The organism is Cellvibrio sp. 25HG11W-0, from assembly GCF_057815475.1.
In genome coordinates this window covers 3965425-3991767 of the sequence record NZ_CM174230.1, presented here as the reverse complement: position 1 = coordinate 3991767, position 26343 = coordinate 3965425, and the positions used below count along the sequence as shown (strand labels likewise).

The window sequence follows — 26343 nt, the reverse complement described above, 5'->3', positions numbered from 1 at the left end:
AACTGGATAGCGTTGACCATAATCGGTCCGATGCTCTGTGCGCTTATTGTCTTAGTTGGATTGATAGTAACCTGTAGGTAGATTTAGGGGTCAATTGGGCTTTTAACCTTATCCCCCAAGTCGTCTAAGACGTGCAAATAGATTTCTGTGGTTCTCAAGTCGGAATGTCCCATCAAGGTTTGTATTTGTTTCAAATCATATTTACTTTGCAATAGCCGAGTAGCGAAGGAATGGCGAAAAGTATGGCAACTTGCCTGCTTAAAAATTCTAGCGGCTTTAATCGCGCCTTTCACATGAGCCTGTAAAGTACCGCTATAAAGATGATGGCGACGAATTACATTCGCACGGGGATCTTTTGCCACAACGTCAGAGGGAAACAAAAACTGCCACTCAAGTGAACGCCCAGCTTGGGGATACTTAAGCTCCAATGCGTGAGGCAAGTATACAGGCCCAATCTCTCGCGCTTGATCAAAGGCCAACAATTTAGAAACAACAAACACTTGGTTCTTTAAGTCACTAATTAAGCTTTTGGGTAAGAGGGTTGTTCTATCTTTAGCCCCTTTGCCATCGCGCACGACCAGATACCCCATCGCAAAGTCCACATCTTTAACTCTAAGGCGCAAGGCTTCGGAAAATCGCAGGCCGGCCCCATACATCAACTGAGCCATTAACTTATAAGGCATATCCATTTGATTGATTACCGACATTGCCTCTTCGTGGGAGAATACGGTGGGAATTCTTTGTGGCTTTTTGGCGTATTTAAAATTAAGTGCTTCAACAGGCTGTTTCAAAAAGCGATTATAGAGAAACATGATGGCGTTTAAGGCCGTTTTCTGCGTATTCGGTGCATTGTTCGCAGTCAACGCAAGGTGGGTTAAATAGGCCTCGATATGTCGGGGTCCCATATTGGAAGGATGTTCCTTTTTGTTGAACAAAATGTATTGATGAACCCAATAGACGTAAGTGTTCTCTGTGGCATAACTTTTGCCATCTAAGCGAATAAAGGCGCGGAATTGATCCAAGAATTTTGTGGGTTTTGGCGGGAGAGGGACTTTAACATTTTCCATAATGCACCTAAGCGTAGTAATCCTTTAGGTGGAATATAGCATCAGAGCTGCAAACAGCAAGCATTTTGTCGGCCGTATATCTCCGAATTTATTGAACCGTATATCTACAAATATATTTTTAGTGGTAGCATAAGCCCTTGTTTTGGAAGGGCTATGTCGCCCATAATTTTCACTGGCACCCGGAGATATACGGCCCGGGCCGTTGAATAAACTGTTATGCGTAAAAACATGAAAACAAAATTACGTTATCTAATTGCTTTTGTTCTCGGTATTGGTGCGGCATATTTTGTGTGGTCTCAAATCACATTATCCCATCCAATATTTTTTCAACTTGGAGCAAGTGGTTTAATAGCCCCTATATCAGCTAGCATTTTTGGCGGCTTCATTGTGGCCTCCATTTCGCCAGAGCATAAAATTCGCATGTCTGCAATAGTGGGTTTAATTGTTGCATTGCCATTAATACTTTTCTTGTTTAGAAATGGTTTTAGTCACTACGACAGAAATCCTTTTTTTTGGTATTGGCCCGTTTATGTAACACCATTTTTCTGTCTTGGTGGTTTTTTAGGGCGTAACGTATGGCGTCATGCATAAATCGGGTAAGGAGGAGTTTCTAGCTCCCCCTCCCCACAACACCCTGCGTGCGGCTCCGCACAGGGCGTTTCCCTACGGATAATGAATTTCTATCCAGCGATCGCGTAACGAAATTAATCCCAAGTTGGCGAAAAAGTCATTGTTGAGTGCCATGTGAATCGCTGCTGTTTTTGCACTGCGCCAATAACTTTTATTGGAAGCACCACAAGGTACAGCGAGATCTTCAGGGACACCTAAGCGCATTAAATTTTGTATTTTAGTGCGCACCCTTCGCCAATGCTTCCAGTAGCTCATACGTAGTCGTCTGCGTATCCAGTGATCCAAATCAATGCATTTCTGGTAGCCTTTGGCTATCCCGAAGCTTCCGCGTCCTGCTCTCGCCCCTCACCTACATCCATGTAGGCGAAGTAATTAATCCAGCCACGTAAATATACAGTCAGCTCTACTATTTTCTTTTCCATAGAGACACCACGAGAGCGGCCTGTTATTTCTTTTACACGGTATTTAAATTGTTGCAGCGCGCTAGCATGCCACACCAGTTCTTTACCGTGAAAAGTGAATCCCAGGAATTTACACTGGTTAATAGGCGCGACTTGGCTTTTGGTGGTATTCACTTTTAGCTTGAGCTTGCGCTCAACAAATCGTGTAATACTTGCCATGACACGCTCGCCCGCTTTACGAGAGCCGACAACAATCATGAAATCATCCGCGTAGCGAACAAAATTGTGGTTGCGCTTTTCCAGCTCCTTATCTAGCAGATCTAAAACAATATTAGACAGCAGTGGCGATAAAGGCCCGCCTTGCGGCACACCTTCATGACACGCTAGCCAGCAGCCGTTTTCTATTGCACCAGCCCGTAAATAGTTACCGATGAGTTTGAGCAGTGATTTATCACGTATTTTCTTGCCGAGCAATGTCATGAGTAAATCATGATTTACGCGGTCGAAGAATTTCGATAAATCCACATCTACCGCAATACGTTTTCCCTTGTCGACATAACGCTGTAATTGTTTTACCGCATCATGCTGCGAGCGCTTTGGTCGAAAACCATAGCTGTACTCTGAAAACCCCGCATCGAAAATAGGGCTAATGACTTGCGCTATCGCTTGCTGTATCACCCGATCAAAAATCGTGGGAATACCCAATGCTCGTTCGCCGCCATCAAGTTTACGTATGTAGACGCGTCTTACCGGAAGGGGTTGGTATTCACCGGAGCGGATAGAATCCACCAGTGATTGCCCCACACGTTTAAAGTGGCTGACAAAATCATCAATGGTTATCCCATCAATACCGGCAGCCCCTTTGTTAGATCGCACGCGTTGCCATGCAGCATTTAGATTTTCTCTGCTAAGGACTGCGCTGAATAGAGTTTCATTTGAGTTCAGTGTCATATCAGTGCGCTAAAATATTTTGTTTCCTGCTGGATATAATAATTAGGCTAGCCATGTCTTTTAACTCGCCATTAGGGTTCGGGCCTTCACCATATCCCAACCATTACGATGGGCGTTCGGCTACTATGCCGTCTGCTGACTTCTGTTTAATCACCGCAACTATTGCTAGTTGAGGCGCTGCTGTGTTCCACCATTTTTTTTTAAATGCTCACGATGGTGGCTAATGAGCTAGGTCTACTTATTAATCCGCGACCCCATGCGGACAGTTTCACAGCAGCATGCTAAACAGATCTCCCCAGATAAGAACGTGCACCTTCACTACACAGCTGCATCATTTACTTTACCCATTAGATCACGTGGCTTCGGTGTCTTTGGCCACCTCGCCTCTAGGCTAAGCCTTATATGATGTTTCTGTTCGTCAGCTCGTAGCTTTGCTAGCGGCTTCCTCCAGACCCTCCCTCGCGGAAACGCCCTTGCCATTCGCTAGTAGTTAGCGTTTAATAAAACGTATTAAACGGTGATCTTCCTACAGGGGACTTTCACCCCACAAGTACACGCCCATGCTGGGCGTACCAAAGCAATCAAGCGGATGGCCTTTAAGTAGCTCTTTTGCCATTCCGCTTCGCTACATTTTACGGCAAAATAGCTACTTAAATTCCACCGCTTATTGCGGCGTTCAAGCTGTAGAAAAATGAAAATACCCCGCGTTTTTCCCCCTTCTTCATAGTAAAATTCCGCTATTGCAGTTTAGTGAGGCGGATATGGCTAATTTTATTAATACCAACATAAACCAAACCGTGCTGATGGATATTAATTATCTCGATCAGCTGGGTAAAAACAATTTCGATTTTTATCTTTACTCCCTCCTAAATCAAACGAATATTCTCGATGACTTTTTGGGGCGCTACAAAAATCAAACCGTAGGGCGTAAGGCTTATCCGCCTGAATTGTTATTGCGTATTATCTTTTGTGCCTATTACCGGGGGATAACCTCCAGCCGCGTCATGGCCAGTTTGTGCGAAACCGATTTGAAATTTATGGCCTTAGCGGTGGGCACTAAGCCACATTTCACCACTATCGCTAATTTTGTTTCCAGTAACAGCGAGGCGATTAAAGGCTTGTTTCATCGTGTACTGCTTATTTGTGATGAGAGCGGGTTGATTGGCAAAGAGCATTTCGCCATCGATGGTTGCAAGTTGCCTACGGATGCCTCTAAGCAATGGAGCGGCACCCACGCCGAACTCAAAAAGAAATCTGAAAAAATGCGTGCTCGCGCCGAGCGCATAGTGGCCAAGCACGTAGCCTCTGATTCCGCAAAAAATGATAAAAGCGGACATTATCAAAAGGAACAGCAAACTATTGAAACCCTCTTGCGCAACGCAAAAAAAATAGACAGCTTCTTGGCCACCCATAAACCGCGTATTGGGCACTCGCGCAATAAACGTGAAGTTCAAAGTAATATCACCGATAACGAATCGTGCAAAATGACCACCAGCAAAGGCACTATTCAGGGTATGACCTGCGTCACGGCGGCAGATGATAAGCATCAAATTATTGTAGAGGCGCAAGCCTTTGGTGTTGGCCAAGAACAAATTACATTAAAGCCCATGATCGAAAACATCAAAACCCATTTTGATGACAGCCTTTTTCAAGATGGCTGCATTATTACGGCTGATACGGGTTATTGCAGTGAAGACAACTTGGCTTTTTTGCATGAGCAACAAATTACGGCCGTTATTCCCGACAACCAATTCCGATTAAGAGACCCTGTATTTTCGGGTTCGGAAAGTTTTTTAAAACATAAAGAAAAACGCCAGGCCACACGTAAAGACAATAAAAAGACCCGCGCGATATTTTCCAGCAAAGACTTTGTTGTGGATACCGACAATAAAGAAGCAGTATGCCCCAACGGAAAGAAGATGCTCTACCTAGGAGATTATTTTAAAACCCCAAGTGGCCCACATGTGCGTTTCAGGGGCGAACTAAAAGATTGTCGCGAATGCCCACTCAACAAGCAGTGCATGAAAAATGATGTAAAAGCCCAAGGACGACAAATCTCCGTATTAATTGAAAGCCAACGAAAAGTCACTCATCTCGACCGGATGAAGAAAATAATTGACAGCGAGGATGGCAAAAGAATTTACAGCAAACGCATGCACACCATTGAGCCGGTGTTTGGCAATATATGCAGCAATAAAAGGCTCAACAAACTAAGCTTACGCGGCGAACAAAAGGTAACTGCCCAATGGCAGCTATACTGCATGGTCCACAATGTGGAAAAGCTCTGGAGATATGGGACATAGTGGGGGTAAAAGAGCACTGAAGTGCTTTTATAGGCCAAATGCGATCATTTTTAACCGATAAATGACTTATTAGTTCAGTTTTATATTGCATCTTGTCGATTGCAAGAAAAGCTGTTCAAATAGTCGTCAATTTAAAACAACCACGCGTTGGGAAGGATTTTGTGTTTTTAAACTTAATTTTTCTACAGCCTCGTTAGGCACAACATGAAAAATATCCAAGTATTTGACGGTGCAGAGAATGCTGTATTTGATATATTTTCTGCAACAGAGCACGAGTATTCCTTAATATTTCCTCAGGGACAGGACGTCGCCTTTATTGAAGAGGTTTACAGCCGAGGTAACGAAACAGAGTTAAACGAAGCATTTAAGAATATGTGGCTTCGTCGTATTCCAAAATGTCAGGCAATGGGAATACATGGTTTGCTGTTTTATGACTTAGACGAAAAAAAACAGTATTACCCAACGCGAAGAGATGAAGAGGCTATAAACCCAGATGGTACGAGACTCCGTTAAAATATATATGTAGTGAACTTTACTTCTATGTATTTCACGACATTTCGTCAAATAGAGAATTTTTTTAATTACAATGTTTAGTATGAAAAAATAATGCCTAACAAGGCGTTGCATCGGACAGTTTGTAAGGTGTGCCGAGAGTAAATGGTGGGGTCGCGTAGCGTCCAAACTATTTACGTAACTTCGCAAGAGATGGTGGTAGGCCCACCGCATTCGCTTTGCAGTAGGAGAATGCAAACCACTTCAAGCGGCATTGATTAAGAGTCTTTGTCGTGAGCGTTGAAGAAAAGTCGAAATTAAATTCGGCAGGTAAGATAAACGGAGACGAACGCAAGTGAACCTTTGATGAGGCGTCGTGATGTCCCTAACTGTTGTCAAAATCAGTGGCCCTTAAAACTGCTGAGATAAATCGAGAAGAAAACTGCTTACTGACTCGATGGCAACCGGCGTAAAGAAGGCGTGACCGTTTATCAGGCTTTTGTGAGGAACTCGGGAAGCTGTCGTGCTGATGTTAAGAGAGAAGCCGAAAGCGGTGACCCCGTAAGGTGAGAGTATCAATGCAGCGCACAGTGGCGGAATCGTCTGTAGTAGTGATGAAGTTGCTGTAATGGCAATGGAGCGAAGGGACGGTGCCACTCGATTTGAATGAAAGGCCAGCAGTGATTGAACCAACAACCGCAAGGTAGGACTCAACAATCAATGCACAGTTACAGTATACCGAAGCAGTTAGTGCACAGGGCGTGGCTGAAAGTAAAAGCGAATGCCGGTGTAGCGGGTGCGGATAACATCAGCATCGGGATGTTTGAACAGAATTTGACGAATGAGTTGTACAAACTCTGGAATCGCATGAGCTCAGGCAGTTACATGGCACCACTGGTAAAGCGTGTAGACATAGCCAAGCCGGATGGCAAGCTGCGTCCACTGGGTATACCTACGGTGGCTGATCGCGTTGCGCAAATGGTGGTCAAGATGACACTGGAGCCGGAGTGGGATGCTAAGTTTCACTCATCTTCATTCGGGTATCGTCCAAAGCGCAGCGCACATCAAGCCGTACAAGCAGCGAGAAGCAATTGCTGGAAATACACATGGGTGATTGATCTGGATATCAAAGGCTTCTTTGACAATTTGAATCATGATCAATTACAAAAATTTGTTGCGCAAGCAACGGATAACCCATGGTGCAAACTCTATATCAAACGCTGGGTCACTGCGGGTGTGAAAATGCCAAACGGTGAAATTCAACAAGCAGAAAAAGGAACCCCGCAGGGTGGCGTCATTAGCCCACTGTTGGCAAACCTCTATTTGCACAAGGTGTTTGATAGCTGGATGCAAAAATATTTTCCGCAAAATCCGTTTGAGCGCTATGCCGACGACATTGTTTGTCATTGTCGAACAGAGCGCGAAGCGGAGCAGCTACTCAGTGCTATTTCACAGCGGATGCAGCACTTTGATTTAACACTGCACCCTGAGAAAACAAAAATCGTATACTGTGGGCGGCGCAAAATTGAAAGAGCTAGAGCGCAGTCGTTTGATTTTCTGGGCTTCACCTTCCGGCGAAGAACCGTGAAACGCAAAGATGGCAAACTGGCTCCCGGTTTTGCGCCGGCCATCAGCAACAAAGCCAAGAAAGCGATTGTCAAAACGATGAGAGAGTGGAATGTGAGGCGACTGAGCTTGTTTACGATAGTAACACTCAGTAAAAAGCTCAATCCACAAATCAGAGGTTGGCTAAACTACTACGGTGCTTTTTACCCATCGGCACTGCAAGGCACTCGGGAAGCGATTGAGTGTCGATTAACAAAGTGGGTAAAAGGTAAATATCCGCAGCAGCGCAGCCGACGACTGAAAGCCTACTCATGGTTAAAACAAATCAAACAGTGGAGGCCGAAGCTGTTTGCGCACTGGTGATAAAACTGCTGACAATTGGAATAACAAGAGCCGTATGACGCGAGAGTGTCACGTACGGTTCTGTGGGGGGCTGATGGGGAGGTTCCGTTGGTCTACTCGACTAGCGCTTATGCAATATCGCTACGCTAAGTTTATCGCAACGCGCTACTTACAATCAGCAGGTGAACGCAACGTTATGTGTTTCTCTAAATTGGAGATTATGTGGAAATAAAATCACCTCAATTAACTGATGGTTCAGAATGGATGCAACACGAAGATTGTATTGTTGGCGATGAGCAAGGGTTACGAAATTTGATCATTGCTTGTGAAAAAGCAATAGAAAGTGGTGAATCATACGGGGATGGCTTAGGAGACTATGTCGGTGTTAAGAAACTAGAAACAAGTTTTTTTGTGTCTCCAGACGACTCTCCAACTACAAAAATAGGTTTAGCTATTGTTAGCTTTGTATTTATAGGGCTGGTAGCTTTAGTAATAGTTGGTGGTTACACAACATTTCATTGGATTTTCAGCTAAAACACATAACAAATAAGGATATGTCGCGCGCAGCCGCGACCTATCCCATTGTTGAACAAGCCCGGTCTCGTTCGTCTCTCTATAGGAAATATATTCTTGGGTTTTCAGCGGAAGGAGCGAGCTGGTCACAGCTCGCATTTTTGATGGGCGAGTATTTGCCTCGCCTGTGTCGACGATAAAAATTTACACTATCCCATAAGTCTTTTTTCTTCCCTCCGCGTTACATGAATGGCTGTGTTTGCTGCGCCCGGTTTTATTGCGGCGCAGGTCGCGGCCGGATAAAGCTCACAATCGACATCACACTTTGGCATTTCGTGCAGGTGAAGTGTGGTCTTGGTTTGGGTACGAGAGTAGGAATCCTAACGTTTAGTGCCCACTGCACGCGCTGCAACAAACGTTTGGCATTGCCGTGTAGAAAACCGTAGTCGCGTGCACGGCGAAAGCCTTTGGGCAAGGTGTGTTGCAGCACTAGCGCCATAAAGTCTTCGCCACGCAGCTTTCGTGTTTGCATCTTTCCAGTGTTGCTGTCCTTATATTGAAAGGTCACTGTCTCGCCATCATTGCTAAGAATATTCTGGTCGCTGATGACGCCCCGGTAGAGATAGCGCGAAAGATATTGCAGTGCGGGTAAGCCTCGCCCCACCGCTTGACATTGCACCACCCATTTTTCAGGTGTGTCGGGAACCCTAAACCCGCCGGTGCGAAGCGCGGCTAGTAAGCGCGCACGAAAGACATGCGCGAGCGCGCGGCCATTAAACAGGTAGTGTTTGTTGATGGTTTTCCACAGTGCCGTTGCGCCTTCTGCCTGAACGCCGCCGCCGGGAATAATGATGTGTACATGCGGGTGATAGTCGAGCCGTCGCGTGTGGGTGTGTAATACGGCGGTCATCGCCAATTCCGCTGCAAAGGATTTTTTATTCAAACCAAAATCCTTGAGCGTACTGACGGCACAGTCAAATAACAGCGCGTAGATATTTTTGGGGTTTGCCTTAGCAAGTGAACGCAGTTCACTAGGCAAGGTGAAGGTCGCCATAAAATAATCTACCGGTAATAATTTGCGCTGCTGCCGCGCCAGCCATTGGCTGGCGCTTTTCATGGCCCCGCTTGCGAAACTCGCGGCCCCAGTAATGAGCGCCGCTACAGGCTTCCATGTCGATTAAGCAAGGAGGGCATTGTGCAATGAAAGGCAGCGGCTGTGCCCTCTTGAGGGTTTTGCGCAGAATGACCTTCCCGTTCTTATCCATACCAACGAGACTGAAAGAAGTTTTCGCTAAATCGATACCGAGTGTTGTAAGATTCATGAAATTCGCTCCTCTGGTGGTTATGACAGCACCGATACTCTACGCCGGCACAGGGCTGGTTGTTAAGAGGGGGAGTCCATATCATTCGTTATGTACCACAAGGAGAATGAAATGCTAAAAATAATACCTTTTATATTAGGCGTTGGATTTACAGCTTTTTCCGTAGCTGATTCAGGGCAAGTAAAAATGGCGGTAGGAAAATGGAGCATTGCGCCCGAATGGGTGAATAAGTTCGCTTCAGAATGTCGAGGCATGACACTTGAAGTCACAAACGATGGGAAAATAATTAGAACTACAGGTGAACTTTCGTATACGTCTAAAGCAACATTCACTGAAATCAATAATAAAGTTCAAATAGATGAAAGTCTTATTGAAAGTAACTTGAAGCCTTCATGTGCAGGTGTTCCTGCAAGTAAAATTGTAACTCATTTAAAGCACAAAGCTTTTTTTACTGTTGATAAAGATCGTTTAATGTACTATCGAAATGCAGATAAACATTCGTTAATTATCTTCAGTAAAAATTAACATAACAAATAAGGATATTTCGCGCGCAGCCGCGACATACCCCATTGTTGAACAAGCCTGCTCTTGTTCGTCTCTCTATAGGAAATATATTCTTGGGTTTTCAGCGGAAGGAGCGAGCTGGTCACAGCTCGCATTTTTGATGGGCGAGTATTTGCCTCGCCTATTTCGGCGATTAAAATTAACGCTTCCCCATAAGTATTTTTATTCCCTTCACGTTAAATGTTTGGTTTTTGTGCTGCGCCCCGACTTATTGCGGCGCAGGTCATTATCGGGTAAAGCTCACAGTTAACTTTACCCAAGGACGTTTATACTTGCGTGCCTATTTAATTAAGAGCCTTATATGTTAAGAGCGTTATTCGTTACAGGGAGTTATTGCTATGAATAAAAACCTACGTCGTTGGTATTATTTTTCGGGATTATTGGCGCCTATTTGGTTGTTCTTTGGGGTGATAATTGCGGGAAGTTTTTATCCTGAGTACAGCCACATGAATCAAGCAATGAGTGAGCTGGGTGCTAAGGGTTCTCCTACGCATATACTCTCACCCATTATGAATAATTACCCTTTGGGTATTTTATTTTTTATATTTGGCGTTGGGGTGATTAAAGCCTTTCCTGCGTCGAGATGGGCGCGCGTTTCGGGTGCTTTAATTGTTTTGCATGGTTTAAGTAGTTTTTCGGCGGGGTATTTTTCTTGTGATGTGGGCTGTGATTTAGCCTTGCCTTCTAGGGAGCAGGATTTACATAATTTGTCAGGGTTGATGTTGTTTTTTAGTCTGTTTATTTCAAGTTTAATATGGGTGTTTATAGCTAACCGCTGTTTAGGTGTTAAGTGGTTTGGGTGGTTTTCGCTGGTGTGCGCAATTGTTGCTATAGCGCTATTACCACTTATGGCGGATGCGGTGGAGGCAGGTGTTGGTTTTGGTTTGTATCAGCGGCTTAATTATGGTTCACAAGTTGTATGGGTTTTTGTTTTCGCTGTGGTGTTGTTGCGGCACAAGGTGCGCCGCTAATGGGTTTCGGTTTTTAATATTCATTCCCTCCTTGTTCGCTCTCGCAAGCGCTAGCGATAAACTCTTTCCAGCGCTGTATGTCGCTGCCTTCGGATTCGTAGAGGCTTAGGCCTATGAGAAACTCACCTGCATCGCCGTAGGGGCGCGCCCATTTTACTTCGGTGATGAGTAAGAATTGTTGCCCCGATGCGCGTAGCAGCACGCAGGTGCGCATGATTTTTCCGAGTACTAATTCTTGATCGGTGATAACGCGCAGGCCGTTGGCAGACATGTCTAGGCTGGTGCTGACGACTATGGTGGCATTGTGGCTTTCTGTGAGAGCGGGTTCTACTTCTAGGTATACGGTTTCCTCTGCAGTGAGGCGATATTCTTGGCGCTGTTCGCTGGTGTCTAGCGCGGTTTGCGCCGGTGCGTTTTTATCATTGTTGCTCATTAAGAAATATCCTTGCGTAGTCCACGAATAACTTTGGCCAGTTGGTCTTCAAAGTTGTCGCCTTTATGAATGATGCGCGCCCGCTCGGTAGCGAGCAACTCGATAAGATTTTCGCGTTGGTATTCGGCCATTTTGCGGCCGAGCGTATCGACAAATATATATTTTTGCGTCGAGCTGATAATGACCGAGAGTTTGGTACGCACCCAGCTCGCATCATCGAATAAAATCTCTAGCCAAGCGCCGACATGCAAATCGTTCATGGCTGTTTGTGCTGCGCCAAGCTGTGCGTTGGCTGCGGCGGCATCTTGTTGTGCGCGCAGGCGTTGCCGCTCTTGTTCGGCTGCTTGCTGTGCGCGGGCGTTGCGCTCTTGTTGCTCTGCGAGGGCGCGCGCCTCAGCCATGGCTTTGCGGGAGGCGGCTTTGCGCGCATCAAGTTGTTGCTCCATGTGCTGCTGCGCTTCTTGCTTGGCGAGTTCGGCGGCTTCGCTTTGGGCTTTTTGTTTTGCTTCCAGTACTTTAACCGCGCGTGCGGCTTTTTCCATGGTGAGGGCGAGCCGCTGTGCGTCAGCGGCGAGGGCCTTTTGTTCGAGCTGGGTTAAAAATTGGTGAATGACGTGATCGAGTTGCGGTTGTACGAGGGCTTTGACGATGCCGCCGGAGAGACAGAGGGCAAAGTCTTTGTTGCTTTTTATCAGCACCTTGCGCCCAGTGCGATCGACAAATAAAAGCTGATCTGCCGCGGGGTTTTTGAGGGCCAATTTGCAGCGAATTTTATCGCCGTCTTCGCCGCTGAAAATAAGCCAGTCACCTTGTTGAATGGCCTCGCTTTGGCGCAGTAGTGCAGGGGTGATACGGGTGTTGCTGGTGCTGTAGCCCTCGGGATAGGGTAGGGCTGCAAAGAGTGCGCATTCCTGCGGCTGCTTTTGAATGGCGTGCATTAAACAGAGGTTTAACTGCGCAAGCCATTGCTGGTAGGCGCTGGGGTTGCTGGTGGTGAGTTCGCCATTGCGCTCCAGTTCGCTAATGATGCCGGGGATGGCGCTGTAGAGTAGTTGGTCGTCGACTTCGTGGGTTTCGGTCGCAAACACTTGCCCCAACGCTGGCAGCAACTTTTGCCAACTTTTCCAAAAGGGCGCGCTTTGCCATTGACTGGCATCGACGGTGACTATGCAGTGTTGCAGTTCACTTTTGAGTAAGCTTTGAACGCTGGCGTGTAGCTCGAGTGGTAACGGGCGCTCGGCGAGGTGTTGATTGAGTGTTTCTATGACGCGGCACTGGGCGCTTAACAGCGACAGCTCGGCGAGCTCGCTGCTGCATAAGCGCTCTTCGAGCATTTGTGCGCGTTTGTTTTCGGTGTCGATCCAGGCGCTGAAATCGGCCAGCGCTTGCTCAAAGGGTGCCCACTCGGATTGAGCGAGTGGCCAGCAGAGGCTGGCGCTGGCAATGAGTGTTTCAAGCTTGGTGACGTAGGTCTGATTGAGTTTGAAATCTCTCGGGCACCAGTGGCTCGCATCGTCTAACAAACAGCGCAAGAGTTGGCGAATGGGGTGTTGTGCTTGGGTAAAAAAATCATCGCTCTGGTGCAGTTGTGCCTGCATGGCGGCAAGTAGCGGTTGAACACTGGGTAGCAAGTCGGCGTGTAATTGTTCATTACCTATTAGGCGTGCGAAGAGCAATTCTGCATGTTGGCTGCGCAGCTTGCTATGTGCCTCGGCAGGCGCTATGGCGTTGAGTAGTTCGCTGTAGGCGCGCGGCGGCTTGGTTTGTATTGCATCGGCCGCGCTACTGTTTTGAGTGGCGCTGCTGTTGTGCGTGACGCTGTCAGGGTTAGAGCTGCTGTTCGACATAGGTTGCAGTTAGCTATAAGTTCAGTTCGTTAAGGAGCGGGTGCGTAAATTGGTGCTGATGTCGCGGCTCGCCCACAGGCGCGCTATATCGCTAGATCTATAGATAGGCTGACTTCACTATAGTTAGCAACTGGCGAGTCTGCTGGCGAATCCTACGCTTGAGTGGATATTGAGTACAAAAAGCGTCAAGTTGGCGATTCAAGTTGCGTATAATCGCCGCCATTCTGTAGCCCTTGGCTGCATCATCAGTGAATACATCTACTTATAAAGAGTTTTTATGAAAATTACGGCCAGCTCCCATTCGCTTTACACCGCCGCCGATGTCTATGCCTTGGATGCCGCCGCCATAGCGGCGGGCACACCGGCATTGCAGCTGATGAAGCGTGCAGGGCGCGCGGCGTTTGAATTGTTGGTGGCGCGCTACCCTGCGCCTGCGCACATCAGCATTTACTGCGGTGCGGGTAACAATGGCGGCGATGGCTATGTGTTAGCGGCGCTGGCGGCCCAGCGTTTGCTGCCGGTGCGGGTGATTCAACTGGCTGCGCCAGAGAAATTAACGGGAGCTGCCCGCGCCGCCTATGAATTTGCCGCACAGGAAGGGGTGGAGATGGTGCCTTTTGCGGCAGCGCAAACCCCTGAGCAGGGCGTCATTGTGGATGCGCTACTTGGTATTGGCCTGCAGGGCGCACCGCGCGCGGATTACGCCGCTGCCATTACACAGATTAACAGCGCGGGTTTGTCGGTGTTGGCACTGGATATTCCCTCTGGCCTTAACGCGGATACCGGTGCAGTCGCTACCGAGGCAGTAGCGGCGAGCCTCACCATCACGTTTATTGGTATTAAGCGCGGCCTGCTCACGGGGCGCGGCGCGGCACTTTGTGGCGAATTGGTGTTGGAGCAGCTTGGAGTGGATGATGCGGTTTACGCGAATATCGACGCTCAGGTTCAGCGTTCTAAGGTTCAACGATTAATATGCAGTGAGTTATTATCGCTGTTGCCCATCCGTGCGGCCGATGCGCACAAAGGGGATTTTGGCCATGTGATGATCATTGGCGGCGATACCGGTTACGGCGGCGCGGCCATAATGGCAGCAGAAGCGGCCGCGCGCGCCGGTGCCGGTTTGGTGAGTATCGCCACGCGCCCTGAACACTTAGCGGCGATCTTAGCCCGTCGTCCAGAAGTGATGGCCGTAGGGGTTATTTCTGGTCAAGAATTGGAGCCCTTTTTGGCGCGCCCGAGTGTGATTGTAATAGGCCCAGGCTTAGGGCGTTCACCCTGGTCGGAGCAGATGCTACAGCAGGCGATTAAAAGTGGTTTGCCGCTGGTGTTGGATGCGGATGCGCTCAACATTATTGCCGCTGGGCGCGTAGTGCCCGCGAGTATCAAACGCGACAACTGGCTGCTCACCCCGCACCCCGCAGAGGCCGCGCGTTTGCTCGGCGTAACCACGCAAGAGGTGCAGGCCGACCGCTTTGCCGCGGTCGCACAATTACAAGCGCGCTTTAACGCGGCGGTCATTTTGAAAGGCGCGGGCAGTTTGGTGGCAGGCAGCGATGGTGCAATCAGCATGGTAACGGACGGCAACCCAGGCATGGCAACGGGCGGCATGGGCGATGTGCTCAGCGGCATTTTGGGCGCATTACTCGCTCAGGGCCTGAGCCTAACCGAAGCGGCGCAATGCGGCGCCGTGTTGCACGCCTGCGCCGCAGATTTGGCCGCGCAAGAATTCGGTCAGCGCAGCTTATTGGCTACGGACCTTATTCCTTATCTCTGTGAACTCTTGAGCGACGACTAAGCCATGCCGCAGCTGAATCAAACATCTTTGAACCAAACCCCTTTGAGTCAAACCCCTATGAACCTGAGCCCTAAGTTGCAGCACAGTCTGCGTCAGTATGTTGAAGGCGAGGCTGCTATGTTGGCTGCGGGCGAGCAATTGGGCCATTGGTTGACACAACATAACGCAGGCTTAACGGTGTTATTGCAAGGTGACTTGGGCGCCGGTAAAACAACCTTATCGCGCGGAATATTGCGTGCGCTTGGGCATGCAGGCTCCGTCAAAAGCCCTACTTATACCTTGGTAGAAGTTTATGAATTACCCGCGCGCACTGTGTATCACTTCGACCTCTATCGCCTTACCGATGCCGAAGAGTTGGAGTACATGGGTTTTCGCGATTATTTTGTCGGCAACAATATTTGCCTGATTGAATGGCCTGAGCGCGCCGAACATTTTTTACCAGAACCACAGCTTGTAATTCAATTGGCCGAGCAAGACGAAGGGCGCGAACTGCTGTTGCACAGCCAATTTTTGTTGGATGATTTAACGCTGTAAAACAACCGTGTTTTGGTTTATGAAAAATTGAAAAGGGTGAACGTTGGTTCGCCCTTTTTTTATTGTTTTTTTTGTGACTGAAATTGCCCCCTAAAAACAAAAGCTAACCCCCCCCTTCCTTCTATATTTTCAATTCTTCGGCGCTTGATAGATAAGCTCTAAATGTTTTGGGTCTGGTATGCGTAGCTGTTGTGCGAGAGGGTGGTTTTGGCGTTTGAGTTCGGCGAGTACTAGTTGTGCGACTTCGCGTGCGCCGAGTTGATTGAGGTGAGTGTTGTCGCTCACTCCCTTGGGGTAGTTGGGGTGTAGGCCGGGGGCTATGTGCATAAAGCGCAAGCGCGAACCGGCATCGCCTTCGGCTTGAAAGTGCGCGCGGGTGATGGTGTCCATGTCGATAAAGGTGACACCTTCAGCCTGGGCTACTTGGCGGCTGAGGGGGCTGTATGCCACGTGGGTTTGTTCGATATTGCCCGCGGCATCAAAATTGCGGCGGGTAATTGGGCTGAGCAAAATAGGCTCGGCGTGCTTTGCTCGTACGTCGCGCACAAAGCGGGTTAAGTTCGCCTGGTATTGTGCCGGCGTGGTGTAGCGATCAGTTTTGGCGATGGATTCGTCGTTGTGGCCGAATTGAATAAAAACATAGTCGCCCGCGTTGAGTTGATCGGCAATGGCTTGCCAGCGGCCTTCCGCAATAAAGGTGCGCGTACTGCGTCCGTTCATGGCGCGGTTGTCGACGGTGTAGTCGTCGTTAAAAAATATTGCAAAGGGAACGCCCCAGCCTGTTTCTGGCCAGTCTTTTACTTCTTTGATAGACATGGTGGAATCGCCCGCCATAAAGATGGTGTGGGCTGCTGTGGTGCTCGCCGCAGGTTCAGCGGGTGGCGCTGTTGTTGCGGTGGGCGTGGAGGTGCTGCAGCCGACCAAACCAATTAAGGCTAAAGCCACTAAAGATAGTGAACGCATAATGAAATCTCTCGTGATTTAAGGGTGATCAAAATAAAAAAGCGAACAGGCTTGTGGCCATGTTCGCTAGGGGTATTTCAGTGTAGCCGTTGAATGGCGTTGGTAGGCCATTCAACGTTCACTAACGCTAGAAAACGAGCCTTAGTTATTTTTGATAAGAACATTTGTTAGGGGTGCCCGCTGGGTCTGAACCAAATGCTGAAACCGTACAGGCGATGCTGCTGCCTACAGAAACTTTCTTCAGTACCCAGCTACCTTTACGGCCGAATGCTACCCAGCCAGTGCCGGAATTTACATCACAGCTTTCGCCCAAGTTGGCGCACTTAGAGAAGCCATCTGGGTAATCGCCGCTACCGCTTAAGGCCGGTGCGCCAGAGGGAGTGCTTGAGCCTGAGCCAGACGCTGAACTTGCAGCAGAGCTGGCGGTAGTGCCTGAACTTGGTTTTGCGCTGAAGGTGTTAGAGTTGTGCCAAACATTATCAGTGGTGCGGTACTTCACCCAGAAGTAGTAGGTTGTGCCGTTGCTCAAACCTGTAGCGGTGTAGCTAGTGGTAGAAGTTGGCAAGGATGCAATACGAACTCGGCCTGATGGGTTTGAGTCGGTGTCTTGGTAAATTTCAAGTGCGTTAATAGACGCGCCGAGTGTCCAGTTAAGTGCGACTGACGCATTGCCAGCGCTGCCGCCCAGAGTGACATCGCCGCTCGCTGCTGCAGAACTTGCGGTCGCCGTTGAGCTGCTTGAAACTGTTGTGGTGCCGCAGGCAGACGAGGTTAGGGTTGCGTTGTTTTTGCCAACACCCGCATAGCTAGCCAGTTTGCTCTTCACGCAGGCAGGTGTAACGGCTGAGTAGCTGTAAGGAATAGAGATGGGGAAGGTTGCGGTAGTGGTCCAGTTGGTGGCGTCAATGGTGCCGCCGCTGGTCCAGCTAATGTTGTAGGTGGCAAAGTCACCTGGGGTTTTGATGTTGTTATTGCGCAAATCCCAGTAGCCGCAGTTGCTGCTGTCGTAGCGACAGGTAACGGGGTTCACGGAGTTTTCAAAATAGTTACTTTCGATTAAGGCATAACCTTGTTGGCGCACATTGATACCTGAGCCAGTGATGCCGTCATAGTGGTTGTTGTACATGTGCGTCCAGCCACCGCGTTGTAGCGGCAAGCGCGCGTTTACATTTTTGTAAATGTTGTGGTGGAAGGTAATGTTGCGTTGGAAGTCAACCGAGGTGTGACCATCCAATCCCACTTTTTTACTGTCGTGAATATAGTTGTAAGAAACGGTGACGTTCTTCGAATCCTTTTTTATATCCAGCGCACTTTCAAAGGTAAGGTCGCCATCAGGTGAACCATTACATTCGTTATTTACCGCAAACAATTCATTGTGATCAATCAACACATTTGAAGTGGTATCAACGCGCAGCATGTCGGCATCGTTGTTGGCGCCGCCCAGTGCACCTATTTTCATGTTGCGAATAATTACGTCGCCACTTTTAATCAGTGTGATACCAAAGTTAGCGGAAGAACCATTTGCACCTTGAATGGTAATGCCCTTGGTGAACTCTTTAATTTGTACCTCGCGGTATTCGTCGTTCCAATGCGCCTTGGGGCAATTGCCAGAGGAGTCGACGGTGTGATCTTTTACGATTTGATTAATTAAGGAATCTTCGTTGCCTGTGTAGGTAATGATAAGCGGGTAAGCGCCGCCAGCAACCTTATTGCCATTCGCATCGAGCTTGGCATTGGCAACAATGGTGTTGATTTCCTGATAGGTTTTTGCGGTGAAGGATTTGGCACCCGATACATTGCCGCCATCCGTCGTTGAAAAGCCTGCTGTTGCTGCACCAAAGGCTGAGCTGCCTGCGATTAACGCGATGGCTGCCGTAATGGCCTTTACCGAAAAGCTAGCGCCCTTGCGGGGTGCCACTGAGTGATGATGATGTGACATAATTTTATACTCTTATTAATTATTAAATGTTGAATTACGGTTTTTTGAGTACAGCGAGTTACAGCGTTTACATCGGTCTAACTATCAAATCGGTCTAACTATCAAATCGGTCTATCTAATAAATCGGTCTATCTATTACATCTATCTTTCTACTAGGGGTATTGCATTAAAAGCGTTTCATTTTTTAAGTGCCTAGGAATTGGCAAGGCACTTATTAATGCTTTAACTATCTCTCTGTTGCTATGGCGCTGGGGCATTAATAAAGCCCAAAAAAGCGCGGCAGGCCTTCGCTGAGGAAGGGAATGTAAGTGACCAACATGAGTACCACAAACATGGCGGCGTACATGGGCAGCAAGGGTTTCACCAAGTTGGCAATACTGGTTTTGGCGATGCTCGCGCCCACAAACAACACGCTGCCGACGGGCGGTGTGCAGAGGCCAATACACAGGTTGAGTACCATCATGATGCCGAAGTGCAAGGGTGAAATACCTAGCTCAGCGACGACGGGTAAAAAGATGGGGGTAAAAATTAATACCGCAGGGGTCATGTCCATAAAGATGCCGACCACCAACAAAATTAAATTGATGGTGAGCAAAATAATCACGGGGTTATCACTCAGCTGAATCAGTGCGGCGCTGATGGCCTGCGGAATATTTTCATAGGAAAGAATCCATGACATGGCCGTAGAGGTGCCGATCAAAAACATGACGATGGCCGTGGTAACGGCAGACTGCACCAAAATTTGCGGCAATTGTTTTACTTTCACTTCGCGGTAAAGTCCTACAGACAGCAGCAGCGAATAAAGCACGGCTATGGCGCTGGCTTCGGTAGCGGTGAAGAAGCCGCCGACGATACCGCCAATGATCAACACAATTAAAAACAGTGCAGGGATTGCGTCTATCGCAATGCGAATAGACTCACGCAAACCGGTGCGTTTGCCTACGGGGTAGCCTTTTAATTTCGCCCAAATGCCACACACAATCATGAGGGATACAGCCAATAAAATACCGGGGAGGTAACCGGCGATAAACAGCGCTGCGATGGAAACACCACCGCTAGCCAAAGAGTACACAATCAAAATATTTGACGGTGGAATTAACATGCCCGAGGTAGATGAGGCGACGGTAACGGCGGCATTAAAGTTTTTGTCGTAGCCCTCTTTATTCATCACCGGAATCATAAAGCCGCCAATGGCCGAGGTGGCAGCAACAGCTGAGCCAGAAATTGCACCAAAGAGTGCGCAGGACATAATGTTCACATAGGCCAGCCCGCCCGGCAGCATGCCGACCATGACTTTGGCGAAATTGATCAAGCGACGCGCTATACCGCCCTGGCCCATGAGCGAGCCAGACAGAATAAAAAATGGAATGGCTAAGAGTGAAAAACTTTCAATGCCGCCTGCCATACGCTGGGCGATAGTCGTAAGCGCGGGGCCTGCATCCACCGTAAATAACATGGTGAGCAAGGTAGCAACGCCGATACAAATTGAAATAGGAACATTGATAAATAACAACAGCACAAAGCTGACAAGTAATACAAGAATGGTGATTTCCATGGCTCAGTGCTCTCTTATTCTGCTGGGAGGTCGGCGGTGTCTTGGGCGGGATGCAAGCTGGCGCTCGTGCCTGCAAACGCGTGATAGATAAACACCAGCGCGTAAAAGCTAATCAGCGTTCCGCTAATAGGCAAAACGGTGTAGATGTAGGCCATTTTGATACCGAGTGCGGCCGACATTTGGTTGAGCTCTAAATTGAGCGACACCAAACGCAGGCCGCCGTAGACCATCACGCTCAAACTAAAACCTAAAGACACTAACAAGCCGATGATTTCAACATTGCGCGCTTTGGTGCCGGTGAGCTTGCTGGTGACCAAATCCAATCCCAAATGCGCCTTAAGGCGAAACGCGTAGGCCGCGCCGAGAATACCAATCCAAATTAATAAAAAGCCGGCTAGTTCTTCGGTGTAGGAGCTGGGGTTGGCGAGCACAAAGCGAGTGAAAACCTGCCAGCTAACATCGACCACTATGGCGGTCATGAGTAGCGCAAGGGTGAAATAGAGCGCGCGGTCGAGGGTGTAGATTAATTTAGTCACAGGGGCACCTACATTGCTTGAATTTGGTCGAGCAGCGCGCCGACAGGCGTACCGGCTTGGGCTTTGAGCATGGCCTGTACCTTGGCAGAGAACTCACTCTTGTCGGGGTGAATAATTTCCACGCCCGCTTTTTCAATTTCGTCGAGGGCGAGTTTGGTGTCTTCAGCCCAAAGTTGACGTTGTGTTACCAGCGACTCATCTGCGGCTTGTTGCAGCCAGGCTTGTTGCTGGGGCGTGAGGCCCTGCCAAATATGGGTGCTGATAATGAGCAGGTCGGGAACGAAGGTGTGCTCATCTAAAATAAAGTAGCGCGATACTTCGTAGTGTTTAGATCGATAAAACGACGGTGGATTATTTTCCGCGCCATCGACCACACCCTGCTGCAGTGCGGTATAGAGTTCGCCCCACGAAATGGGTGTAGCTGAGCCGCCGAGTGCGGCGATCATTTCCACCGAGGTTTGACTCTTTTGGACGCGAATTTTCATCCCCTTAAGGTCAGCGGGAGTATTGATGGCTTTTTCCGTGGTGTAAAAGCTGCGTGCGCCCGCATCGTAATAGGTGAGGCCGCGTAGGCGTACGGATTCGCCCGACACCAACAGCTGTTTGCCAAGGGGGCTGTTAAGGACTCGCCAAAAATGATCTTCGTCGCGAAATACATAGGGAAGGCTGAAGATTTTCATCTCAGGCACAAAGCTTTCCATCGGGCTGGTAGATACTTTTGTCATGGCGAGGCTGCCAATTTGCAATAGCTCCATGAGTTCGCGCTCAGAACCGAGCTGACCACTAGGGTAGATATCGATTTGCATGGTGCCGCCGGAAATTTCTGCAAGGCGCTCAGCCATGATGAGCATGCCTTTGTGCACTGGGTGGGCGGTGTCGAGCGTGTGGCCAAGTTTGAGGACGACCTTATCGTGCTGACCGTTACAGCCAATGAGGGCTATGCTCATAACAAGGGCCGCAATGAACGACCAAGGGGATTTGTACATAGTTAACTCCAGCGCTTATTGTTTTTCTGGTCTTACAGTAATGCTTTATTGGTATGACCAGATTGGTATACTACCATTGGCTAAATATTTAGTGCAACGAGGTGTCGCAGAATGAGAGATATTCGCACGTTAAAAATTTTTAATAGGTGGTTTTTGGGCTTATTGATACTAGGGGTGCCACTTTTGGTAACGGCCAAAAGCCTTGCGCCGCTATCGCCGAGTGTCGCTACTGACGTGCATCATCTATGGGTGAGTAAAAGGGGTGACTGGGCGGGGGCCGTAGGTGGGCATAAATTCAGGCATAAATTCAGGAAAATTCAGCCAGCGCTAGAGGCGGCTAATGCGTTTACTGGCCCTGTAGTGATACACATAGCCGCAGGTGACTGGGAGGAGAAGCTTTATATCACGCGCGACAATCTTGCCTTGGTAGGTGCTGGCCCCGCTAAAACGAAAATTCACTATGCGGAGTTACGCGAAAACTGGCTCGCCCAGAGTCAGGTTAAAAAAACGGCCCAGCCCGATTGGGGCGCTGCGGTGATTAATCTTGCCGCGAGCGATATAGCGCTGCTGGATCTAACGGTGATCAATGATTACGGTCAGCGTGCCGGTAATCACGAGCATCAATTTACGCTGCGCTCTGATAAAGGCACGCGCATTATCACCGATAACTGCCGCATTATTGCCGGTGGTGCGGATACCCTAAGCCTGTGGGATAAGCGCGAGGGTATGTATTACCACAGTAATTGTTATTTTGAAGGCTATGTGGACATGGTGTGCCCGCGCGGCTGGGCTTACATTACTAACAGTCAGTTTTTTACCCGCGGTGCGCGTTACGCGCTTTGGCATGATGGTGCTGTGGATGAGTCACAAAAGCTGGTGGTGGTAAATTCTGAGTTTGACGGCGAGCCTGGCTTTCAGTTGGGGCGACGCCATTACGACGCGCAGTTTTGGCTAATCAATTCACGCTTTAGTCGCAACTTGGCAGATCAACCTATTTTCCGTAAAACCTATCCTGAAGACCCAGCGCGCGATCGCCTTAACTTGTGGGGCGATCGCTATTATTTTTACGGTATCAAAAAGGAGGGTGAGCCTTTCTTGTGGCTGAAAGATAATTTACCGGTGCCAGTGGCGGCTATTAATCCACGCTGGGCGTTCGAGGGGCGCTGGGACCCAGAGGCGGATTTGGCGCGCTGGCGAGCGCGAGCGCAGCAGCAATAATTGCGACCTTGAGGGCTATAAATCAAGAAAAGAGAACATAAAAAAAGGTCGCCAAAATGGCGACCTAAGCAACGACAAAAGGAGGATAAAACTACAAGGTAAAACACAAACTTAAAACACAAACTTAAAACACACACAAACGTACACTTAGTAAAACTTACTGCAAGAATTCTATACAACTGCACCCATCTGCCAGGGCGTAAATTCATTGTCGCCATAGCCTAAGAGTTCACTCTTAGTGCGCTCACCTGAGGCGACGCGCAAAATCGTTTCAAAAATTTCATTGCCGCTTTCTTCAAGGCTGCCGCCGTGCAGCACCTTGCCGCAGTCGATGTCGATATCACCGCTCATGCGCTTATAAAGCTCGCTGTTACTCGCCAATTTCACACTGGGCACAGGCTTGTGCCCAAAGGCTGAGCCGCGCCCCGTGGTAAAGCAAACCACATTGGCGCCAGAAGCTACTTGCCCGGTAACCGACACTGGATCAAAGCCGGGGCTGTCCATGAAAACTAAGCCGTTTTTGTCGATCTGCTCAGCGTATTGATAAACCGCGCGCAGGTTGGTGCTGCCGCCTTTGGCCATAGCACCGAGGGATTTTTCGAGAATGGTTGTAAGCCCGCCCGCTTTATTGCCGGGTGATGGGTTGTTGTTGAGCTCTACCCCATTCATGAGGGTGTAGCCCTCCCACCATTTGATGAGGTCAACAATGTCTTGCGCGGTTTCGGGGGATTCAGAACGCTGCGTTAGCAAATGCTCTGCGCCGTAAATTTCGGGTGTTTCTGAGTAGATAACCGTACCGCCTTGCGCGACCAGTATGTCGGCGGCGCGCCCTAATGCTGGGTTGGCGGTGATGCCTGAGAAGGCATCGCTACCGCCACATTGCACCGCGAGTTTTAAGTGGCTGGCGGGCAGGGTTTGGCGCCGCGCTTGGTTAACGCGTGGCAGCATGTCTTTCAGGTATTCAATGCCCTTGGCGATGGCGTTGGCGGTGCCGTCTACATCTTGAATGTTATAGGCGCGGAATAGGTCCGATTCCACCAAGCCGTAATCGCGCATTAAATTTGACAGCTGCATGGCTTCGCAGCCAAGGCCTATGGTGATCACGCCACCAAAGTTGGGGTGCGCAGCATAGCCTGCAATGGTGCGCGCCAGCATGACGCCGCCGCGGCTCATAGCATTCATGCCGCAACCGCTACCGTGGGTGAGTGGCACTATGCCGTCCACGTTGGGGTAGTCAGCCAAGATATTTTGTAAGCGCGCCTGCTCGGCGATATGGCGCGCCGCGGTGGCGGAGCAGTTAACAGTAGTGACTAGCGCGATGAAATTGCGTGTGCCTACTTTGCCGTTGGGGCGCAAGTAGCCTTCAAAGGTGCGCTCTGCGCTCGCTGCAGCAAACTCGGTGGGACGCACTTTGCAGCAGAAATTAAAATCGCGGGCAAAGCTGCCCATTTCGCAATTATGGCTGTGTATGTGTTCACCCGCGGCTATGTCGCAGGTGGCTTGGCCGATAGTTTGGCCATATTTGTAAATCGCTTGGCCTGCCGCAATAGGCACTATGGCTACTTTGTGCATGCGTGGAATCTCTGTGCGGGTTTCCACATTTGCGTCTAGGCTGAAGCCTTGAGGTAAGGTTTCGGTGGCGATGAGCAAATTGTCAGCGGGGTGTAGGCGTATGGTGGTCATGGTATCGGATGCAATTCCAAGGTGATTAATGCGTCTAGAGTATGACTTTATTGGTAATACCACAACAGTAACTTTGCTTTACTGTTTTTAGTTTAGCCCTTAAATATTTAATTGCTAATGATAAATTTGTAATTAAAAATGTCAAAAATAAGGATTTTTAACTCATTTTAACCCTATATTGAGTGTATTTTACTATTTTGGTAAGACCAAAATAATGTACTATGGCATACAAATATATATTGCATTTGTGCCTTAATCGATTATTTTGGTTGGATAAGGTTGGTTAAAAAAGAGCAAAACAGGAATATTTATGATGTGGTCTCGACGCGATTTATTGCAATCAGCATGGCGCTTATCCGCTGCTGCGCCTTTGGCGAGTTGCGCCGCTTTGCCCAAAGCGCCAGCGGAACAAGACGATTGGGCCATGGCCGACGACATTCGCGCCCAAATTCGCCTTCCGCGCTTTCCCGCACAGGACTTTTCTGTGGAAGACTTTGGCGCTAAGGCTGATGGCAATACAGATAATACTGCTGCTTTTGCCGCTGCCATTGCTGCCTGTCACAAGGCCGGTGGTGGGCGTGTAGTTGCCGCAAAGGGTGTGTATAAAACAGCGGCCATTCATCTGCTGTCTCATGTCAATTTACATGTCGCCAAGGGCTCGACCCTCTCTTTCTCGACGAATCCAAACGCTTATTTGCCAGCGGTATTCACCCGTTGGGAAGGCATGGAAATGATAGGTTATTCGCCGCTTATCTATGCCTACGAACAGCAAAATATTGCGATAACCGGTGGTGGCACCCTTGATGGCAATGCCAACAATACAACTTGGTGGCCCTGGAAAGGGGCGCACAGTGAGCGTCATTGGGACGTTCTTCCTGGCCAAGACCAAATGCCCGCGCGCGATATTCTGCAGCAGCAAGTGCTCGATGGTGTGCCGCCGCGTCAGCGCATCCATGCCGGCGGCTCCTTTTTGCGCCCTTCATTTATACAGCCCTACGCTTGCCAATCAGTCTTGATTGAAGGCGTCACAATTATTAATTCACCTTTTTGGCTGGTGCACCCGGTGCTCTGCGAGAGTGTCACTATCGCGGGCGTCACCTGTAGTAGCCACGGCCCCAACAACGATGGTTGTGATCCTGAGTGCTGTAAAAATGTACTCATTGAAAATTGTGTTTTTGATACCGGCGATGACTGCATAGCGCTCAAATCTGGCCGCAATGAAGACGGTCGTCGCCTTAAGGTGCCCATTGAAAATGTCGTGGTGCGCAATTGCAATATGCGCGACGGCCATGGTGGCTTTGTATTGGGGAGTGAAATATCGGGCGGCGCGCGCAACATCTTTGTTGAAGATTGCACCATGAGCAGCCCGCACCTTGAGCGAGCCATTCGCATTAAGACCAACGCCCGTCGCGGCGGGCTTATCGAGCATATTCGCGTACGCAATATCACCATTGGCCAGGTGCAGGATGCGGTGGTGGTGAACTTCTACTATGAAGAGGGCGAGGCGGGCAATTATCAGCCCATAGTGCGCGATATTGTGATTGATAACTTGCAGTGCGAAGAGGCGCAGCGCGCTTTCTATTTACGCGGTTTTGCCAAGAGTCCACTGGGCAGCATTCGCATTCAAAGCTCAGCCTTTAAGCGCCTCAGTCAAGAGAGTGTGCTGGAGCATGCGCCTGCATTTGAGTTGCGCAACGTGAGCTTACCTAAGGTTTTAGCTCAATAGTATCTA

The 26343-nt window shown here is 48.9% G+C and carries 24 protein-coding genes; 11 read left to right on the top strand and 13 right to left on the bottom strand.

Annotation, left to right across the window (positions count from 1 at the left end; translation table 11 throughout):
- Positions 1–83 precede the first annotated feature (83 nt).
- Positions 84–1067: an integron integrase gene (locus tag AC0KUT_RS16690; protein ID WP_488831530.1), complete on the bottom strand. Its 984-nt coding sequence runs from the start codon at positions 1065–1067 to the stop codon at positions 84–86.
- A 216-nt stretch (positions 1068–1283) separates the two neighbouring features.
- Between AC0KUT_RS16690 and AC0KUT_RS16685 the strand changes: the two genes are divergently transcribed.
- Positions 1284–1658 carry a hypothetical protein gene (locus AC0KUT_RS16685; RefSeq protein ID WP_488831529.1) on the top strand — a complete coding sequence of 125 codons (375 nt, stop codon included), beginning with the start codon at positions 1284–1286 and terminating at the stop codon, positions 1656–1658.
- 72 nt (positions 1659–1730) lie between these two features.
- Here AC0KUT_RS16685 and AC0KUT_RS16680 read toward each other — a convergent pair whose 3' ends face one another.
- Together AC0KUT_RS16680 and ltrA (AC0KUT_RS16675) are read right to left on the bottom strand one after the other, a co-directional pair.
- Complete coding sequence (locus tag AC0KUT_RS16680; RefSeq protein ID WP_488831528.1) at positions 1731–1952, bottom strand: hypothetical protein; 222 nt, start codon at positions 1950–1952, stop codon at positions 1731–1733.
- 56 nt (positions 1953–2008) lie between these two features.
- Positions 2009–3049: a group II intron reverse transcriptase/maturase gene (ltrA, locus tag AC0KUT_RS16675; RefSeq protein WP_488831527.1), complete on the bottom strand. Its 1041-nt coding sequence runs from the start codon at positions 3047–3049 to the stop codon at positions 2009–2011.
- Between the two features lie 761 nt (positions 3050–3810).
- Here ltrA (AC0KUT_RS16675) and AC0KUT_RS16670 point away from each other — a divergent pair.
- From AC0KUT_RS16670 to AC0KUT_RS16655, 4 genes are all read left to right on the top strand, one after another.
- Positions 3811–5352, top strand: a complete 1542-nt coding sequence (locus AC0KUT_RS16670; protein WP_488831526.1) for an IS1182 family transposase — start codon at positions 3811–3813, stop codon at positions 5350–5352.
- 204 nt (positions 5353–5556) lie between these two features.
- A complete protein-coding gene (locus tag AC0KUT_RS16665) occupies positions 5557–5865 on the top strand; it encodes a hypothetical protein (protein WP_488831525.1) in 309 nt (102 codons plus the stop codon).
- A 699-nt stretch (positions 5866–6564) separates the two neighbouring features.
- The gene (ltrA, locus tag AC0KUT_RS16660; RefSeq protein WP_488831523.1) at positions 6565–7773 is read left to right on the top strand and encodes a group II intron reverse transcriptase/maturase; all 1209 of its coding nucleotides are present in this window, start codon (positions 6565–6567) and stop codon (positions 7771–7773) included.
- Positions 7774–7974: 201 nt separating this feature from the next.
- Positions 7975–8286: a hypothetical protein gene (locus AC0KUT_RS16655; RefSeq protein ID WP_488831522.1), complete on the top strand. Its 312-nt coding sequence runs from the start codon at positions 7975–7977 to the stop codon at positions 8284–8286.
- 253 nt (positions 8287–8539) lie between these two features.
- On the opposite strand, the gene AC0KUT_RS16650 is transcribed toward AC0KUT_RS16655, so the two are convergent.
- Positions 8540–9382, bottom strand: a complete 843-nt coding sequence (locus AC0KUT_RS16650; RefSeq protein WP_488831521.1) for an IS91 family transposase — start codon at positions 9380–9382, stop codon at positions 8540–8542.
- A complete protein-coding gene (locus tag AC0KUT_RS16645; protein WP_488831519.1) occupies positions 9297–9587 on the bottom strand; it encodes a hypothetical protein in 291 nt (96 codons plus the stop codon). Before AC0KUT_RS16645 ends, AC0KUT_RS16650 begins: the two co-directional genes overlap by 86 nt.
- A gap of 111 nt (positions 9588–9698) precedes the next feature.
- Between AC0KUT_RS16645 and AC0KUT_RS16640 the strand changes: the two genes are divergently transcribed.
- Complete coding sequence (locus AC0KUT_RS16640) at positions 9699–10112, top strand: hypothetical protein (RefSeq protein ID WP_488831518.1); 414 nt, start codon at positions 9699–9701, stop codon at positions 10110–10112.
- A gap of 377 nt (positions 10113–10489) precedes the next feature.
- Positions 10490–11122, top strand: coding sequence for a DUF998 domain-containing protein (locus AC0KUT_RS16635; RefSeq protein WP_488831517.1), 633 nt, complete (start codon positions 10490–10492; stop codon positions 11120–11122).
- Between the two features lie 13 nt (positions 11123–11135).
- Here the strand turns inward: AC0KUT_RS16635 and AC0KUT_RS16630 are convergent, their stop codons facing one another.
- Entirely contained in the window at positions 11136–11555 is a 420-nt protein-coding gene (locus AC0KUT_RS16630; protein ID WP_488831516.1) for a PilZ domain-containing protein, read from the bottom strand.
- A complete protein-coding gene (locus AC0KUT_RS16625) occupies positions 11555–13402 on the bottom strand; it encodes a hypothetical protein (protein WP_488831515.1) in 1848 nt (615 codons plus the stop codon). The genes AC0KUT_RS16630 and AC0KUT_RS16625 overlap by 1 nt, the downstream gene beginning before the upstream one ends.
- A 277-nt stretch (positions 13403–13679) precedes the next feature.
- Here AC0KUT_RS16625 and AC0KUT_RS16620 point away from each other — a divergent pair, with 277 nt between their 5' ends.
- Together AC0KUT_RS16620 and tsaE are read left to right on the top strand one after the other, a co-directional pair.
- The gene (locus AC0KUT_RS16620) at positions 13680–15197 is read left to right on the top strand and encodes an NAD(P)H-hydrate dehydratase (protein ID WP_488831514.1); all 1518 of its coding nucleotides are present in this window, start codon (positions 13680–13682) and stop codon (positions 15195–15197) included.
- A gap of 57 nt (positions 15198–15254) precedes the next feature.
- The gene (gene tsaE / locus AC0KUT_RS16615) at positions 15255–15731 is read left to right on the top strand and encodes a tRNA (adenosine(37)-N6)-threonylcarbamoyltransferase complex ATPase subunit type 1 TsaE (protein ID WP_488831513.1); all 477 of its coding nucleotides are present in this window, start codon (positions 15255–15257) and stop codon (positions 15729–15731) included.
- Between the two features lie 129 nt (positions 15732–15860).
- Here tsaE and AC0KUT_RS16610 read toward each other — a convergent pair whose 3' ends face one another.
- The 5 genes from AC0KUT_RS16610 to AC0KUT_RS16590 form a co-directional block, all read right to left on the bottom strand.
- Positions 15861–16694: a rhamnogalacturonan acetylesterase gene (locus AC0KUT_RS16610; protein WP_488831512.1), complete on the bottom strand. Its 834-nt coding sequence runs from the start codon at positions 16692–16694 to the stop codon at positions 15861–15863.
- Positions 16695–16839: 145 nt separating this feature from the next.
- On the bottom strand, positions 16840–18633 hold the full coding sequence (locus AC0KUT_RS16605) for a pectate lyase family protein (RefSeq protein ID WP_488831511.1): 1794 nt from the start codon (positions 18631–18633) through the stop codon (positions 16840–16842).
- A gap of 256 nt (positions 18634–18889) precedes the next feature.
- Entirely contained in the window at positions 18890–20188 is a 1299-nt protein-coding gene (locus tag AC0KUT_RS16600; protein WP_488831510.1) for a TRAP transporter large permease, read from the bottom strand.
- Positions 20189–20202: 14 nt separating this feature from the next.
- Positions 20203–20724 carry a TRAP transporter small permease gene (locus AC0KUT_RS16595; protein WP_488831509.1) on the bottom strand — a complete coding sequence of 174 codons (522 nt, stop codon included), beginning with the start codon at positions 20722–20724 and terminating at the stop codon, positions 20203–20205.
- A gap of 8 nt (positions 20725–20732) precedes the next feature.
- The gene (locus tag AC0KUT_RS16590; RefSeq protein ID WP_488831508.1) at positions 20733–21710 is read right to left on the bottom strand and encodes a TRAP transporter substrate-binding protein; all 978 of its coding nucleotides are present in this window, start codon (positions 21708–21710) and stop codon (positions 20733–20735) included.
- Positions 21711–21821: 111 nt separating this feature from the next.
- On the opposite strand from AC0KUT_RS16590, the gene AC0KUT_RS16585 reads away from it, so the two are divergent.
- Positions 21822–22928: a pectinesterase family protein gene (locus tag AC0KUT_RS16585; RefSeq protein ID WP_488831507.1), complete on the top strand. Its 1107-nt coding sequence runs from the start codon at positions 21822–21824 to the stop codon at positions 22926–22928.
- A gap of 171 nt (positions 22929–23099) precedes the next feature.
- Here AC0KUT_RS16585 and AC0KUT_RS16580 read toward each other — a convergent pair whose 3' ends face one another.
- Entirely contained in the window at positions 23100–24611 is a 1512-nt protein-coding gene (locus AC0KUT_RS16580) for a UxaA family hydrolase (protein ID WP_488831506.1), read from the bottom strand.
- 310 nt (positions 24612–24921) lie between these two features.
- On the opposite strand from AC0KUT_RS16580, the gene AC0KUT_RS16575 reads away from it, so the two are divergent.
- The gene (locus AC0KUT_RS16575; RefSeq protein WP_488831505.1) at positions 24922–26337 is read left to right on the top strand and encodes a glycoside hydrolase family 28 protein; all 1416 of its coding nucleotides are present in this window, start codon (positions 24922–24924) and stop codon (positions 26335–26337) included.
- The last annotated feature ends 6 nt before the right edge of the window (positions 26338–26343 follow it).

Excerpts from the sequence above, each read along its gene's own strand:
- AC0KUT_RS16690 (WP_488831530.1), bottom strand. The coding sequence starts at position 1,067 with ATGGAAAATGTTAAAGTCCCTCTCCCGCCAAAACCCACAAAATTCTTG.
- AC0KUT_RS16685 (WP_488831529.1), top strand. The coding sequence starts at position 1,284 with ATGCGTAAAAACATGAAAACAAAATTACGTTATCTAATTGCTTTTGTT.
- AC0KUT_RS16680 (WP_488831528.1), bottom strand. The coding sequence starts at position 1,952 with ATGAGCTACTGGAAGCATTGGCGAAGGGTGCGCACTAAAATACAAAAT.
- ltrA (WP_488831527.1), bottom strand. The coding sequence starts at position 3,049 with ATGACACTGAACTCAAATGAAACTCTATTCAGCGCAGTCCTTAGCAGA.
- AC0KUT_RS16670 (WP_488831526.1), top strand. The coding sequence starts at position 3,811 with ATGGCTAATTTTATTAATACCAACATAAACCAAACCGTGCTGATGGAT.
- AC0KUT_RS16665 (WP_488831525.1), top strand. The coding sequence starts at position 5,557 with ATGAAAAATATCCAAGTATTTGACGGTGCAGAGAATGCTGTATTTGAT.
- ltrA (WP_488831523.1), top strand. The coding sequence starts at position 6,565 with ATGCACAGTTACAGTATACCGAAGCAGTTAGTGCACAGGGCGTGGCTG.
- AC0KUT_RS16650 (WP_488831521.1), bottom strand. The coding sequence starts at position 9,382 with ATGAAAAGCGCCAGCCAATGGCTGGCGCGGCAGCAGCGCAAATTATTA.
- AC0KUT_RS16645 (WP_488831519.1), bottom strand. The coding sequence starts at position 9,587 with ATGAATCTTACAACACTCGGTATCGATTTAGCGAAAACTTCTTTCAGT.
- AC0KUT_RS16640 (WP_488831518.1), top strand. The coding sequence starts at position 9,699 with ATGCTAAAAATAATACCTTTTATATTAGGCGTTGGATTTACAGCTTTT.
- AC0KUT_RS16635 (WP_488831517.1), top strand. The coding sequence starts at position 10,490 with ATGAATAAAAACCTACGTCGTTGGTATTATTTTTCGGGATTATTGGCG.
- AC0KUT_RS16630 (WP_488831516.1), bottom strand. The coding sequence starts at position 11,555 with ATGAGCAACAATGATAAAAACGCACCGGCGCAAACCGCGCTAGACACC.
- AC0KUT_RS16625 (WP_488831515.1), bottom strand. The coding sequence starts at position 13,402 with ATGTCGAACAGCAGCTCTAACCCTGACAGCGTCACGCACAACAGCAGC.
- AC0KUT_RS16620 (WP_488831514.1), top strand. The coding sequence starts at position 13,680 with ATGAAAATTACGGCCAGCTCCCATTCGCTTTACACCGCCGCCGATGTC.
- tsaE (WP_488831513.1), top strand. The coding sequence starts at position 15,255 with ATGAACCTGAGCCCTAAGTTGCAGCACAGTCTGCGTCAGTATGTTGAA.
- AC0KUT_RS16610 (WP_488831512.1), bottom strand. The coding sequence starts at position 16,694 with ATGCGTTCACTATCTTTAGTGGCTTTAGCCTTAATTGGTTTGGTCGGC.
- AC0KUT_RS16605 (WP_488831511.1), bottom strand. The coding sequence starts at position 18,633 with ATGTCACATCATCATCACTCAGTGGCACCCCGCAAGGGCGCTAGCTTT.
- AC0KUT_RS16600 (WP_488831510.1), bottom strand. The coding sequence starts at position 20,188 with ATGGAAATCACCATTCTTGTATTACTTGTCAGCTTTGTGCTGTTGTTA.
- AC0KUT_RS16590 (WP_488831508.1), bottom strand. The coding sequence starts at position 21,710 with ATGTACAAATCCCCTTGGTCGTTCATTGCGGCCCTTGTTATGAGCATA.
- AC0KUT_RS16585 (WP_488831507.1), top strand. The coding sequence starts at position 21,822 with ATGAGAGATATTCGCACGTTAAAAATTTTTAATAGGTGGTTTTTGGGC.
- AC0KUT_RS16580 (WP_488831506.1), bottom strand. The coding sequence starts at position 24,611 with ATGACCACCATACGCCTACACCCCGCTGACAATTTGCTCATCGCCACC.
- AC0KUT_RS16575 (WP_488831505.1), top strand. The coding sequence starts at position 24,922 with ATGATGTGGTCTCGACGCGATTTATTGCAATCAGCATGGCGCTTATCC.